We start from the raw sequence: 12697 nt of genomic DNA on the forward strand, positions 1-12697 counted from the left end.
CATTGAAAAAAGCGGCTCTGTCTATCATCGCTTTCTCTTTTCTGCTATTGCAAGCATGTTCATTGACACCTCCGGACTGGGCCAAGCCGGCGGAAAAAAAGAACTTGGCCGACGTTAAAATCGGATTGTCCGTGTCCACGCTGAACAACCCATTTTTTGTGTCTCTCAAAAACGGAGTCCAACAAGAGGCCCGTGCGAAGGGAATGGAAGTGATTGTGGTGGATGCGCAGAATGACACATCCAAACAAATCAACGATGTGGAAGATTTGCTACAACAGGGAATCGACGCGTTGCTCGTCAACCCGACGGACTCATCGGCCATCTCGACAGCGGTGCAATCGGCCAATAATCTTGGGGTGCCGGTGGTGACGCTTGACCGTTCTGCAGATAAAGGAACGGTGGCCACTTTTGTCGCTTCTGACAATGTCAAAGGTGGAAAAATGGCTGCTGAATATATTGTCCAGCAGTTGGGCAAGGGTGCGAAAGTGGCTGAATTGGAAGGGGTGCCAGGTGCTTCGGCAACACGGGAGCGCGGAAGCGGGTTTCATCAGGTTGCCGATACCTCGCTCAATGTGGTGGCCAAGCAATCCGCAAATTTTGATCGCACCAAAGGATTGACGGTCATGGAAAACATCTTGCAAGGAAATCCCGACATCCAAGCGGTGTTCGCCCATAATGATGAAATGGCGTTGGGGGCGATCGAAGCGATTGAAAGCGCTGGAAAAGAGATTTTGGTGGTCGGGTTTGATGGCAATGCGGATGCCCTGAATGCCGTGAAAGCGGGTAAGCTTGCCGCTACCGTGGCACAACAACCGGAAGCGATTGGCAAAGCAGGTGTGAAAGCAGCGGCCGACGTCTTGCAGAAAAAGAAAACCGCTGCAAAAATACCCGTGCCTTTAAAGCTGGTGACAAAGGAATAAGCGTAGACAGCTCCCGTTTGAAAATGGGGGCTGTTTTTTACTAAAGCCCATTTTTGGCGTTTGCATGGAATAAAAAGCAAAAAAAACTTGATTGATAGCGCTTTCAAAGGGTAAAATGTGCGCAATATTACAATTAGGTTGGATTGATGGAGGAACGTGACGGGATGGGCAGTGAACCATTTGTGTTGGTGCGTTTAGACACATTGCCGGAAGCGATGCAAAAGACATTAGAAGTGAAGCGAATGCTGTCGGCGGGCGAAGTAGGCAATGTGCAGGAGGCGGTCAAACGAGTAGGGCTGAGCCGCAGTTCATTTTATAAATACAAGGATCATGTATTCCCCTTCAACGCCATGGTGAAAGAAAAAATCATCACATTGTCGCTCACTTTGGCCGATATCGCAGGGGTTTTATCAAGCGTGCTTGTTTTTTTAGCTCAGGCTCGCGCCAATATCCTGACGATTCATCAAACCATTCCTCTTCAAGGGGAAGCCAATGTGTCGATGTCCATTGACACTTCGCAAGTGGAAGCCTTTGAAGAAGTGCTTGCCGGGTTGCGTGAATTAAGCGGTGTGCGACGGGCGCTCGTAGTCGGAACGGGGGAAAAAGACGAAGGGATGAAAGTGTGATGAATAACAAAGTGGCTTATTTGGGTCCGATCGGAACGTTTACGCATGCCGCCGCCAGCTCGCTCTTCGAAGGGCATTCAGTGCAGTTGGAACCGTATCCCACGATTGTCGACACCTTGCAGGCTGTGGCGGAGAAAAAAGCGGACGTGGCCGTGGTGCCGATCGAAAACGCGTTAGAAGGCTCTGTCCACATGACTTTGGATCATCTTGTGCATCATGTCGATTTGCCGATATGGCGGGAGCTGATCTATCCCATTTCCCACTGTTTGTTGGCGCACCCAAATCAAGCCGCGACGAAACTGTCTGAATTTACGCATGTTTTGTCTCATCCTCAAGCGATTGCCCAATGTTATCACACAGTGCGCAAGCTGATCCCAGGTGTGACATTCGTTCATACTGACAGTACCGCCTTGGCCGCGGCCAAAGTTGGAGAACGAGCTGATGAAAAATGGTTGGCGATTGGTACCACTCAAGCAGCGGAATGCCATCAACTGAAAGTTCGTCAAGCAGATGTGCAGGATCAGCCCAACAATTTCACCCGGTTCTGGGCGGTGGGGCGGCCCGCGTTTGCGGTTGAAGATGTGGACGGCAAACACAAAACCTGTTTGCAGGTCACTTTGCCGGCAGATTATCCCGGGGCGTTATACCAAGTTTTGGCCGCTTTTTCTTGGCGCAAGATCAACTTATGTCGTATTGAATCGCGTCCAACCAAGACGGGGTTGGGCAATTATTTTTTTCTGATCGAAGCGGAGTTGCCGATCCGGCATGTGCTGTTGCAGGGAGCGATTGAGGAAGTTACCGCCCTTGGTTGCAAAGTGCGGGTGTTGGGGTCGTTCCCGTATCATTACTATCGAGAACGCCAAACGGCCCTGCGAAATTAAGCGTCTCGCGGAAGCTGGTATGTTCCAAGTAGAGCACATCCAGCGGTGGAGAATGCTTCACCAATTAAAAAGGCTACTGGCACAGTTTGATTGCCAGTAGCCTTCTGCACCTGAGGGCAGGTGCTTTTTTATTGCCGAGGTTGCCGTTTGCCGCGCATTTAGAGAGAAACAGCATTATGCCAGTACATCCCGTTTGGAAAACGTCACGAAGGCGATGATGAGGGAAACAACCGACCACGCCGTTAAAACGGCCAATGAAAACGGAAGAGTGACATTGTCCAGCATGAGCGGTTGCCCTTCCAGATATTCGGTCAAATTGAGATGCGTGAATGCCAAATACTTCAGTGCGCTCCAGTTGGGGGCAAACTGCGACAAGATACTGCCGGAGATGACCGCTGCCAACATGATTCCCATGCTGGAGGCGGTGTTTTTAACCAGCACGGACACCATAAATGAGATGGTGGCCACCGTGATGCAGGAAAACCAAGCCAAGCCATAAGCCATCAAAATATATTTCCATTGCGGGATCAGTTGCACATGATCCACATTGAGGTGCTCCCCCTGTTGGTTGAAGCCAATCATGACTTGGAGTGTCCAGCCGTCATAGCCAAAAATGATGCCGGAGAGCAGATAACCAAACACAATCGTTAAGATCAGCATATATGACACGCTGAAGAGCAAAGTGATGTATTTGCTGAGCAAAATCTTCCAACGCGCTACCGGACGGGTGAGCAGAAGTTTGATGGTGCCGCCAGCATGCTCCGAGGAGACGATATCCGCCGCCAGAATCACGACCAGCAATGGGAAAAACAATGAGACGGCGTCTTCAGCGAACTTGCGGACAAAAGTGGGAGCCCCCGGTGCGGCGGGATTGATGTCGTGATCAAGGTAATATTGGTTTTGTTGGATGCTGAGCTTGATGTAACTTTTCCATTCTTCTGGAACGCGGGCCGAGGCTAAGCGGTTTTGTTGATCGACGATTTGCTGTTGCAAGATAGCGCGCCAATTGGAAGTGCCCAATTGTTTGATTGCGTTTTCGGTTGTTCGATATTGCGCATAAGTGAAGATCGGGATCAATACCAATAAGATAAGGGCGATAACCCACAGCCGTTTCTTGCGGATCATCTTAACCATTTCGTTATAAATGAGTTTCGTCATGGGCGGGACCTCCTGTCAGCTCAAGGAAAATATCTTCGAGTGTCGGTTGGTGCGTGCGTATTCCTGAGACTTGGATATCCCCGCCGGTGAGATGGGCGTTAGCTTCGGCGATTTTGTCCCGCGGCATTTGTGCGATGACTTTGGATGGCTCACGCAGTTCGACTCGAGAGACATAGGGGAGTTGTCCCAACCGATCCCGGCCGTCTGTTGCCGGTTGTAGCTCCCATTCCACCAGGGTTTCCTGTTGCATCATGTCTTGAACGGCTGCCGTCTGGACGATGGTACCTTGATTGATGATAGCTACCCGGTCGCACATCAGTTGTACTTCATGCAAGATATGGCTGGAGATGAACACGCTGATGCCTTTTTCCTTGGCGAGACGGCGGATGAACATGCGCAATTCGCGAATGCCCGCTGGATCAAGACCATTGGTAGGCTCGTCCAAAATGAGCAACTTTGGGTTGCCCAACAGTGCTTGTGCAATGCCCAAACGTTGTCGCATGCCCAAGGAATAGGTTTTGACCAGGTCATCGATGCGGGAGGTCAATTCAACCAAATCCACGACTTCGTCAATGCGCTCAGAAGGGATGTCGGGAAGCATGCGAGCGAAATGCTCCAGATTTTCCCGCCCGGAAAGGTAGGGATAAAGTTCAGGATTTTCCACGATACAACCAACATGGCGAATGGCATTCATAAAGTCTGCGCTGAGCGAGTGTCCGCAGATGCGAACTGTGCCCGAAGTCGGTTTGATCAAACCGACGAGCATGCGGATTGTCGTGGTTTTACCCGCACCGTTCGGACCGAGGAAACCGAAAATCTCCCCTTCTTTGACATCAAAGGAAATGTGGCGGACAATCTCGCGTTTGCCGATTTTTTTGCCCAAGTCTTCAACAGAGAGTACGATATCATGATTCGTTTTCATTGGCTGTTTTCCCCTCTCTTGGCTGATCGGAAATGATCTGTAGCAGGCGGTCTGCCATTCTTTGGTATCCCTCTCCATTTGGATGGAAGTGGTCCCTGTACAAATACTGCCCAGGTGATAGTTGGAATAAATCAAATGTCGGAATGACGACAACGCCATTGAAAGATTGGGCGATCTGGGTGATAGACTCGTTCCACTTGAGCACATGCTCGTCGGCGCCTTGGATGTTTACGTCGCCAAAAGGGTTGTACAATCCGAATAAGAAAACGGTCGCATGCGGATTAGCACCTTTCACGTCGCTCAGGATGGCTCGCAGATTCTGCTCGTAACGAATTCGGGCTTGCTCGATTTCCTTTGGGTTAAGTTGTTGCAAACGGTCGGTGCTTCGAAACAGATCGTTTCCACCAATTGTCATAACTACCCAACGGGCTTGTTGAATTAACCGCTTGGTGCGGGCCTTTTTCACTTGCTCAGCCAATTGGGTTGAAGTCTGGCCGCTGACGCTTAAGTTGATGGCGCTGAGTCGATTATGTTTGGCATGCAGTTTTTGTTTGACCAAGCCGAAATAGCCTTGTCCATTGCTGTCCCCAATGCCCCGGGTCAACGAGTCGCCCAACCCTAATAACATGTTGTCAGTGGCTGGCGGAGCGTCTGTTTGTACCGCAAGTTGGCCGGTGATATTGCTCTTGCCGGGGCGAATCAATGCATCTACTGCCATCGTGAATCCGGCGCCGAGCAAGACAAAAGAACACACGGCCAGGGCATATAGAAAGAGTTGATAGAATTTTTTTCTATTGCGCATAGGTGTGCCTCTCTTCCACCACGGTTTTGCTTTTTATTTTAAATTGAATCAGAGTCAAAAAAAATGGCAGGAAACCGAATGTTTCAATGTTTGCTAAGCAAGATCGCGCCAATTGGCGCATAGGTTAAAATTAACAAACCATAGATAAGGGGGTTGTTTCATGAAAATCCATATTGCCCGCGCGGGCGATACGTTATGGCAACTAGCTCAAAAGTATAACATTCCAATCGAACGGATACGTGAAGCCAATCCGGCGTTAGCGGATACGGATGAACTGAAAGCAGGCGAAAAAATACGCATTCCCACAGGCAAAGTGCCGGTGGTTTCGACGCAACAAAGCAAAACATGGGAAGAAGCCGCGTCCCCCAGCTTGGAGGAGGGAGAGACAGTTGTCGAACAGGAGCGGGAAGAAACGGGTGCGCCTTTTGCCGCTCTGCCGACACCCCCCCAAGTGCCCGACATACAGCAACCGGAAGTGTTTCAATGGGGGTCTTCATCACCCTGGGATTCCTCGTTCTTTGAAGGAGAATGGGAAGATGGGCCGCCGGGATATTATCCCCCGCCGATGCCGCCTTATCCCGCTATTGTCTATGGGCATTGGCCTGCGTTTTCGCCTGCCCCCTATTATCCGACAGCATATCCTTCGCCCTATCCGGTAGCTTATCCTTCAACGTATCAACCGGCATATCCGGCCTTTTATCCACCGGCACATGAGGCACACGTGCCCGTAGAGGCACCGCTTGCTTCGGCCGCTTACCCGATGATTCAAGAGGAAACGGAAGTGGATGGCGGCGGAAGCGTGGGGAGTGATGCTATGTACGACCCATCCTCCTCGAATTCGCCACTTTCCCATGATCCTGAACCGGGCAAACCGGCATACCAAGCTTGGTATCAACCGCAGGCGGCGCAAGTACATCCGGCCAAATTGAAAGAAAGTTCTTCTACACTAGCTTGAAGAGAAAGGAAAGGAGCGATGAAACAACCCCACCGATCCCTTGTGGAAACCGTCCTACATAGCAACGTACACCAGATGAAGCCTTATCGCAAAAATTGGTGTATCGAAACGGATCATCAGAAGTGGATCGCCAAACATGTGCATCCGACTTGGCTCAGGTGGTGGGTTCAAGTAGATTATGAGTTGCGCCTGAGGGGATTCACTTCGATGCAACCCATCCGCTCAGATGGCGGAGAATGGTTGTTCATGCCGTTTATTGAAGGAAAGACGGGCCGGTACTCCATTAGAGAAGATGTCGAGAAAATGGTTGAGACATTGGCGATTTTCCATCGTTTGGGTCGGAGATTGATGACGCCGCCGATAGATGAGGCGGCCTTTCTCTTGTCCGAACGGATTGCCGATCGTTTAAATCAATTTTACCGCGTGCTCCAAAAGGTGGATCAATTGGAAGCGCCCCTGCGAGAGCTTCTTTTGGCGCACGGCCGGGATTTTTATCTTGATGGTTTGGCGGCTTGGGAGCGATTGCGTCAACTTCCTCTGACCCGCTTTTCATTGAAAGAGCGCCGCTTGCACGCCCTAAGCCATCGCGATTTGGCCAGCCACAATTGGATGGTTGATAAAGCGGGGCGCGTCTGGTTGATTGATTTTGAAACAGCGTCATACGATGCCCAGATTGGTGATGTGTGGCAAATGGTTTCACGCATTTTGGTAGAGAATGAATGGTCGGAAGAATGGTTGCGCATGTTTTTGGTTCAGTATGAAAAAGAGCGCCTCCTGTCTTCGTTTGAAAAAAAAGTCCTGTCCGTGTTGCTCGCTTTCCCCAATGAATTCATGAGGGAAGCGATTGGTTTGGCAGAGCAAAAACGAGGGTACCGGATGAAATATTCCCTGCCGTACTTGCATAAAATAGCCGAATGCCGAAGCAAATGGAAATCACAATCGAAACAACTATTCTATTGGTAGATGGAAAAGCTTATGGTATGATGTAGATTGATTTTATATAGCCTTGTTTTTGCCTGAGGAGGCCAAAGCATGAGAATAGGACTTGCACAGATCAAACCACGCTTGGGGCGAGTGGATATTAATTTGGAATTGCACGAGGAAATGATCCACCGGGCCCGAGAGGAGCAGGTGGATCTTTTGATCTTCCCTGAGCTGAGTGTGACGGGGTACAATCTGATGGATTTGACCTACGAAATGGCTAGAGATCCTTTCAGCCCCGACATTCAGCAATTGATTCAGGCAGCGGGTGAGATGGATCTCGTGTTCGGCTTTGTGGAACACAGCCCTGAGCACATTTTGTACAACTCCGCTGCATACGTCACCCAACAAAGCCTTCATTATCTGTATCGGAAGGTGTATTTGCCTACATATGGAATGTTTGATGAGGCCCGTTATTTTGGACGGGGTCAAATGATCCGTAGCATTCCAACCCGCTTCGGTCAAGTGGGCATCCAAATCTGCGAAGATGCTTGGCATCCTTCCACCGCTTATCTGTTGGCCCAAGACGGGGCGCAAATCCTGATTGTCCCTTCCAATTCGCCTGCGCGTCAACCACACGGCGAGAGCTTGGGTTCACAAGAAGCTTGGCATGCCATTTTACAAGCCCAAGCGATGGCGCATGGATGCTACGTATTGTTCGCTAACCGTGTGGGGACGGAAGACGGTGTAACCTTCTTTGGAGGTTCTGCTGTCGTGGACCCGTTCGGGAAAGTGGAAAAGAGCGCTTCCCTGTTTGAAGAGGAGTTGCTCATCGCTGACCTTGATTTGGACAAAGTGCGGAAAGCGCGTTTCCAAATGCCAATGTTACGAGATGAAGACGTAGACATCAGCTTGCGGGAATTGACCCGTATCAAACGCAAACGGAGCGGGGAGGGAACTTGGTTATGAAAATGGTGGCCGATATGTTGGAACAAGCGCCTTTCCTGCGTTTGAATGAAGAGTTAACCACCGAGTTGCTCACGACCGCCCTTCGCGAAGAGGTGACCAAAGCCGGTTTCAACAAAGTGGTTTTAGGCTTGTCCGGCGGCATCGATTCGGCCTTGTCCCTCTACTTGAGCGTGCGCGCCTTTGGCCCGGAGAATGTGATTGCTGTCAGAATGCCTTATAAGACAAGCAGTCCAAGCAGTCTGGAAGACGCTGAGGCGGCCATTACGGCGACCGGGGTAGAGGCGCTCACGATCGATATCACGCCGCAGATCGATGCGTACTTTGACATGATGCCAGATGCGACACCGCTACGTCGGGGTAATAAAATGGCGCGCGAGCGGATGACGATTCTTTATGATTTGTCGGCCCATTACAATGCCTTGGTCATCGGTACGAGCAACCGGACGGAATTGTTGTTGGGATATGGCACACAATTTGGCGATGCCGCTTCCGCCGTCAACCCGATCGGGGATTTGTACAAGACGCAGGTGCGTCAGTTGGCGGTCTATTTGGGAGTGCCGGAGCAGATCATCGCCAAGCCACCAAGCGCCGACTTGTGGGAAGAGCAGACCGATGAAGGAGAATTGGGCTTTACTTACCTGGATGTGGATTGTTTGCTTCACTATATGGTGGATCAACGTTATACGTTGGACCAATTGCGGGCCCAAGGGTTTGAGGATGAATTCATCGCTAAAGTAAGCAAACGGATCATTCAAAACCAGTACAAGCGCACCATGCCCGTAATCTTAAAGGTGGGCAACCGGACGGTGGGTGTCGACTTCCGGTATTTGCGTGACTGGGGTCTATAAACAAAGTTGGGAGAGTGAAGCTGATGGCAGGACACTCTAAGTGGAAAAACATCCAGCACCGCAAGGGTCGGCAAGATGCCTTGCGGGGCAAGATGTTTGCCAAATTGGCACGGGAAATTTATGTGGCTGCCCGTATGGGCGACAAAGATCCGGCCAACAATCATCAGTTGCGTTTGGCCATTGCCAAAGCACGCGCACAAAACATGCCGAATGATAATATTGAGCGCGCGATCAAAAAAGCGGCCGGAGGCGGAGATGGTAAAGATTATGAAGCCATCACATATGAAGGATACGGTCCAAGCGGAACAGCGATCATGGTTGAGACCTTGACGGATAATCGCAACCGCACCGCCGCCGACATTCGCCACATTTTCTCCAAACGTGGAGGAAACATGGGGGAAAGCGGATGTGTGTCATGGATGTTTGAACGCAAAGGTTACTTGGTGATCGATCGCGAAGCTGTGTCCATGGATGAAGAAGAATGCATGTTGATCGCGTTGGAGTACGGGGCCGATGATGTGGAAGCCACGGACAAAACGTTTGAAATCACCACTTCGCCCGACGCATTTGAAGATGTGAAAAAGGGACTGGAGGAAGCCGGAGCGGTTTTCACCACCGCAGAAGTGACTTTTGTGCCATCTAACAAAGTGCATCTGGCAGGAGATGCAGCGAAAGCAGTGTTTCAGTTGATCGATGCGCTGGAAGAACACGATGATGTGCAAAACGTGTACGCCAATATTGATGTAGATGAAGAAGAATTGGCTGGTTTCGCAGAATGACAACGCATCGCTAAGCCCAGGAGCTTGCCATCCTGGGTTTATTTGTATATGTCATGCAGTGCAGAGGGAATAGATTGAATAATCGATATTTTCTACCTTGAGGAATGGGGTGATCCAGATGGACATGGAACAGGCATATTTAGCTGTCGCGCTGGAAAATTTTCGCGACATCAAGCGGATGGGAGAGCGGGTTTTGGCTCAATTAAATGATGAAGAGATCAATGTGATTCCAGCCGATGAATCAAACAGCATTGCGATCATCGTCAAACATTTGGTCGGTAACATGCGATCACGGTGGACCGATTTTTTGACTACGGATGGGGAGAAGCCTACACGGAACAGAGAGGCCGAATTTGAAGGAGGTTATCCAACACGGGCTGCATTGAAAGAAGAGTGGGAACAAGGTTGGCAAATGGTTTTGGAAACGGTCGAGTCTTTAACGCCCGACGATTTGTTGAAGACAGTGACGATCAGAGGGGAGAAACATACGGTGATGCAAGCCATACAGAGACAAGTGGTTCATTATTCTGTCCATATCGGGCAGATGGTTTACATCGGAAAATGGCTCAAACGAGATCGCTGGCAGAGTTTGTCGATTCCGCGCGGACAATCCCAGGCGTATTTGGAAGAAATGTTGAAGCGGTCGGAAAAAGAAAAACTGGATAAAGAATAAATGCGATTTATATCTTGGCTATGCATGTGAAAAGGCGATGCCCCTTTCTCTTCATCAGGGGAAAGAGGCGTCGCCCTTTATTCGCCGTGAGATGCCAGATCACGCCGCAATCGCTTGCGTTGCCACCAGCGTGTAACTAGACCGTGGCGTGGAGACAGGATCAATGCGAGGATGAAAAAGACACCTGCCATCACTGTCATGGCTCCAGCAACCGAAGCGTCCAAGGCGCCGGCCAAGAAGTAGCCGGTGACCGCACTGAGGCAACCAGCCAGAACGCTGTATAATAGCATCCGACTTAAGCGGTCGGTCAGGAGATAGGCAGTTGCCGCTGGAACGATCAGCATAGCGACGACCAGAATAGCTCCTACGCTTTCAAATGAAGCGACGGTGGTCACCGATACCAATCCCATCAGCAGGTAGTGAAAAAAGGCGACGGGAATGCCGAGGGCTGCCGCCATGGCGGGGTCAAAGGCACTTAGCTTTAGTTGTTTATAAAAAAGCAGGATGGCCAGTGCGTTTAGCACGAGAGTTGTTCCTACAATCCATACCGCTTTGGGCCCCCAGTCCAAACCGTTCCAGATGATGGTATCCCAAGGAACATAGATGATCTCACCATACAAAACGCAATCCAAATCCAAGTCGACTTGTCTTGCGAACAGTGAAACCAAAATGATTCCGACCGAGAACAGGGAGGTGAACGTGACGCTGATGGCTGCGTCGGCTTGCACTCCCGATTTGCGCAACGACTCGATCAGCAAGGTTGTAACCAATCCAAATGCGGCCGCCCCCAAAAGCATAGGAAGCGAATGGCGGTCGCCGGTGACGAGAAACGCGACGACGATCCCCGGTAGGACCGCGTGGCTGATGGCGTCCCCCACCATCGCCATTTTTCGTAAAATCAGGAAGCAGCCGAGTAGTGCGCAACTGGAGGCTACCAACATACCGGTGAGGATGATCCATAGCTCGTTCATAAGAATTCCCCCTGATCAGATGGAGAGAGATGATCTGGCAGGTATTGAGGCGCATGCTGGTGCCTGTGCAACAATGCGAGCAACGTGCGCCGCAATTGCGCGGGGAACTCTTCTTTGCGCCCGATCTCTTGCAAGGGAACCGGACTGTCGATGGAGGTCTCGTACATGGCCCACACTTCCATCAACCGTTGGAACAATGTGGTGTTGTATGCTTCTTTCCAACCGGTTTCGCTAAATGTGAGCGCCCCATCCTGCCTGCATAGCCACCCTTTGCGCACCAAGTTGTCCAGCTGTTTGGAAGACAACTTGGCTTCAAGCAAGATGGCTGATAACTCCGACTCGGGAATCGTGGGTTGTTGATTCCGCTCCATCCAGTTGTATAAGGCGGTCAAAGCCGTTTCTTCGGCCAACTTCGTTTTCAGGCGGGCTGCACGCCAGCTTTTAGCAATCAGACCACGCTGGGGTGCGCATAACATCGACAGGAAAAACAGCGCAGTAGACGACAGCACAATGATCGGACCGGTGGACAATTGCGCGCCAAATGTGCTGATCCAAGAGCCGAGCAGACCTGAGAGTCCGCCAAAACATGCGGCGATGATAACCATCCGCCCTAGCCTTTCCGTCCAATAACGGGCAGCGGCGGCTGGGGTGATCAGGAGCGCGGCCATCAAGATCACGCCTGCCGCCTGCAAGCCGATGACCACCGTGGTGACTAACAGCAACATGAACAGGAATTCCAAAGGGCGCAAAGGAAACCCGATGCTTTCGGCAAAGGCCGGATCGAACGCAAGAAGTTTCAGCTCCTTAAAAAACAGCGCGCAAAGAGTGATTAATAAAAGTGATATGATGCCCAACCACAACAAGTCCGACTGGATGATCGCCGCAGCTTGCCCGAATAAAAATTTGTCCAGACCGCTTTGGTTTCCGTTAGGGCTGTGTTGGATCTGCGTGAGTAACACAATGCCCAACCCGAAGAAAACAGACAAAGTGAGTCCCAAGGCGGTATCTTCTTTGATGCGCGAGCGTGCCGTGATGAAGTTGATCGCAAATGATGCGACCAGACCGGTGAGCAGTGCACCGATTAAAAACGCAAACATGTTTTTCGTGCCTGTGACCATAAATGCCAAACAGATGCCCGGCAACGCGGCGTGAGAAAGAACATCCCCCATCAAACCCCGTTTTCGCAAAAAGGCGAAACTGCCGATGATGCCGCTGGTCAGGCCTAAGACGCTGGTGCCCACGACAACCCATAATGCATTAGGTTCGAACATG

General features: G+C 50.8%; 14 protein-coding genes. 9 read left to right on the plus strand and 5 right to left on the minus strand.

The window, feature by feature from the left end; all coding sequences use genetic code 11:
- The first annotated feature begins 2 nt into the window (after positions 1-2).
- The 3 genes from rbsB (at position 3) to pheA (ending at position 2427) form a co-directional block, all read left to right on the plus strand.
- Positions 3-920: a ribose ABC transporter substrate-binding protein RbsB gene (gene rbsB / locus NYR52_RS06015; RefSeq protein WP_132220046.1), complete on the plus strand. Its 918-nt coding sequence runs from the start codon at positions 3-5 to the stop codon at positions 918-920.
- 164 nt (positions 921-1084) lie between these two features.
- Positions 1085-1546, plus strand: a complete 462-nt coding sequence (locus NYR52_RS06020; protein WP_029071772.1) for an ACT domain-containing protein — start codon at positions 1085-1087, stop codon at positions 1544-1546.
- Positions 1546-2427 (plus strand): prephenate dehydratase, encoded by an 882-nt coding sequence (gene pheA / locus NYR52_RS06025; protein WP_259436500.1) that lies wholly within the window; start codon positions 1546-1548, stop codon positions 2425-2427. The genes NYR52_RS06020 and pheA overlap by 1 nt, the downstream gene beginning before the upstream one ends.
- A 174-nt stretch (positions 2428-2601) precedes the next feature.
- Here the strand turns inward: pheA and NYR52_RS06030 are convergent, their stop codons facing one another.
- The 3 genes from NYR52_RS06030 to NYR52_RS06040 are packed head-to-tail and all read right to left on the minus strand — an operon-like array spanning position 2602 to position 5309.
- The gene (locus NYR52_RS06030; protein ID WP_259436501.1) at positions 2602-3585 is read right to left on the minus strand and encodes an ABC transporter permease; all 984 of its coding nucleotides are present in this window, start codon (positions 3583-3585) and stop codon (positions 2602-2604) included.
- Positions 3566-4507 (minus strand): ABC transporter ATP-binding protein, encoded by a 942-nt coding sequence (locus tag NYR52_RS06035; RefSeq protein ID WP_132220049.1) that lies wholly within the window; start codon positions 4505-4507, stop codon positions 3566-3568. The genes NYR52_RS06030 and NYR52_RS06035 overlap by 20 nt, the downstream gene beginning before the upstream one ends.
- A complete protein-coding gene (locus NYR52_RS06040; RefSeq protein ID WP_132220050.1) occupies positions 4491-5309 on the minus strand; it encodes a GDSL-type esterase/lipase family protein in 819 nt (272 codons plus the stop codon). Before NYR52_RS06040 ends, NYR52_RS06035 begins: the two co-directional genes overlap by 17 nt.
- Positions 5310-5469: 160 nt before the next feature.
- Here NYR52_RS06040 and NYR52_RS06045 point away from each other — a divergent pair, with 160 nt between their 5' ends.
- From NYR52_RS06045 to NYR52_RS06070, 6 genes are all read left to right on the plus strand, one after another.
- Positions 5470-6264 (plus strand): LysM peptidoglycan-binding domain-containing protein, encoded by a 795-nt coding sequence (locus tag NYR52_RS06045; protein ID WP_259436502.1) that lies wholly within the window; start codon positions 5470-5472, stop codon positions 6262-6264.
- A gap of 18 nt (positions 6265-6282) precedes the next feature.
- Positions 6283-7227: a phosphotransferase gene (locus NYR52_RS06050; RefSeq protein WP_132220052.1), complete on the plus strand. Its 945-nt coding sequence runs from the start codon at positions 6283-6285 to the stop codon at positions 7225-7227.
- A gap of 69 nt (positions 7228-7296) precedes the next feature.
- On the plus strand, positions 7297-8154 hold the full coding sequence (locus tag NYR52_RS06055; protein ID WP_022736072.1) for a nitrilase-related carbon-nitrogen hydrolase: 858 nt from the start codon (positions 7297-7299) through the stop codon (positions 8152-8154).
- Positions 8151-9002 carry an NAD+ synthase gene (locus tag NYR52_RS06060; protein WP_246026833.1) on the plus strand — a complete coding sequence of 284 codons (852 nt, stop codon included), beginning with the start codon at positions 8151-8153 and terminating at the stop codon, positions 9000-9002. Before NYR52_RS06055 ends, NYR52_RS06060 begins: the two co-directional genes overlap by 4 nt.
- A gap of 23 nt (positions 9003-9025) precedes the next feature.
- On the plus strand, positions 9026-9781 hold the full coding sequence (locus tag NYR52_RS06065) for a YebC/PmpR family DNA-binding transcriptional regulator (protein WP_132220053.1): 756 nt from the start codon (positions 9026-9028) through the stop codon (positions 9779-9781).
- 118 nt (positions 9782-9899) lie between these two features.
- Entirely contained in the window at positions 9900-10454 is a 555-nt protein-coding gene (locus tag NYR52_RS06070; RefSeq protein WP_132220054.1) for a DUF1572 family protein, read from the plus strand.
- Between the two features lie 77 nt (positions 10455-10531).
- Here NYR52_RS06070 and NYR52_RS06075 read toward each other — a convergent pair whose 3' ends face one another.
- Both NYR52_RS06075 and NYR52_RS06080 read right to left on the minus strand, forming a co-directional pair.
- Positions 10532-11425: a metal ABC transporter permease gene (locus NYR52_RS06075; RefSeq protein ID WP_132220055.1), complete on the minus strand. Its 894-nt coding sequence runs from the start codon at positions 11423-11425 to the stop codon at positions 10532-10534.
- A complete protein-coding gene (locus tag NYR52_RS06080) occupies positions 11422-12696 on the minus strand; it encodes a metal ABC transporter permease (protein WP_259436503.1) in 1275 nt (424 codons plus the stop codon). Before NYR52_RS06080 ends, NYR52_RS06075 begins: the two co-directional genes overlap by 4 nt.
- Position 12697 lies beyond the last annotated feature (1 nt).

The organism is Laceyella sacchari (genome assembly GCF_024927925.1).
Classification (GTDB): domain Bacteria; phylum Bacillota; class Bacilli; order Thermoactinomycetales; family Thermoactinomycetaceae; genus Laceyella; species Laceyella sacchari.